This window comes from Paenarthrobacter sp. AR 02, assembly GCF_021538675.1.
Lineage (GTDB): Bacteria > Actinomycetota > Actinomycetes > Actinomycetales > Micrococcaceae > Arthrobacter.
Genome location: NZ_JAJUKH010000022.1, coordinates 1 through 1,117, shown reverse-complemented (window position 1 = coordinate 1,117; position 1,117 = coordinate 1). Strand labels below are relative to the sequence as shown.

1 protein-coding gene is annotated in these 1,117 nt (G+C 62.8%); it reads right to left on the bottom strand.

The window, feature by feature from the left end; translation table 11 throughout:
- Positions 1 to 4: 4 nt before the first annotated feature.
- Positions 5 to 1,006: an IS481 family transposase gene (locus LRQ04_RS20490; RefSeq protein WP_235522142.1), complete on the bottom strand. Its 1,002-nt coding sequence runs from the start codon at positions 1,004 to 1,006 to the stop codon at positions 5 to 7.
- Between the last annotated feature and the right edge of the window lie 111 nt (positions 1,007 to 1,117).

Genomic DNA, 1,117 nt, shown 5'->3' with positions numbered 1-1,117 from the left:
TGTACTAACCCGGTAGGTTGGTGACGCGGCTGGCTGGGGAGGCGCCTTTGAGTGCCGTGTGTGGCCTGCTGCGATTGTAGTGCTCGATGAAGTCCTGGTAACAGGCTTGGCGTTCGGTTTCTGAGGTGTAGGGCCGGGCGTAGGCCCATTCCTCCAAGAGGATGCGGTTGAAGCGTTCTACTTTGCCGTTGGTCTGGGGCCGGTAGGGCCTGGTGCGTTTGTGTCGGATGCCTGCATCCGTCAGGGTCTGGGCAAAGAGGCGGGACCTGTAGCAGGAGCCATTGTCGGTCAGGACCCGTTGGATCTTCACGCCGTGCGCGGCGAACGCTGCGATCGCGTTACGCATGAAGGCCGCGGCGGTCTCTTTGGTCTCATCGGGAAGGATCTCGGAGTAGACGTACCGGGAGTGGTCATCGACGGCGTGATGGATGAACGTGTAACCGCGCAGCAGGCCGCGTCCTCGGGAAACGCCCTCGGCCGAGTTCCGGGTTCGTTTGTTCGCCTCACCGGCCGGTCTTCCCACGCTCCGGTGGCCTCCGCCCTCAGGGATCCGGCCGAGCTTCTTCACATCAACGTGGATCATCTCTCCAGGCCACGCGTACTCATAGCGGCGGGCGTGTTCCCGACGGATCCTGATCCCGGTGGAACGGTCCGTGAAGCGAAGCGGAGGGCAGTGATAGCGGTGCAGGATCCGGTGGACTGTGGAGATGTTCAGATGCAGGTGGTAGGCGATCCGTGCTGGCCCCCACCGCCTGGAGGTCCGAAGGCCCACGACCCGGTGTTCTGTCCGCACGGAACTGCGGTGCGGACAGCTCAGGGGCCGGCTGGGACGATCCAGCATGCCCGCTTCCCCGCATTCGACGTAACGTCTTGCCCACCGGGCAGCGGTCGGGACAGAGACATTGAACCGCTCAGCGGCCAGACGCAATGACAAGTGACCATCGACCACACACCGGGCCAGCTTCAACCGACCGGCAGGGGCAAGGATCGCGTTAGAGTGGGACACGAGGACCTCCTGGTATCTGTGTTTGCTCTCGACAAGCTCCACATAACACCCGGAGGTCCTCTTTACTTCGTCAATTCCAGCCCCGTGTCATCAACCTGCCGGGACAGTACA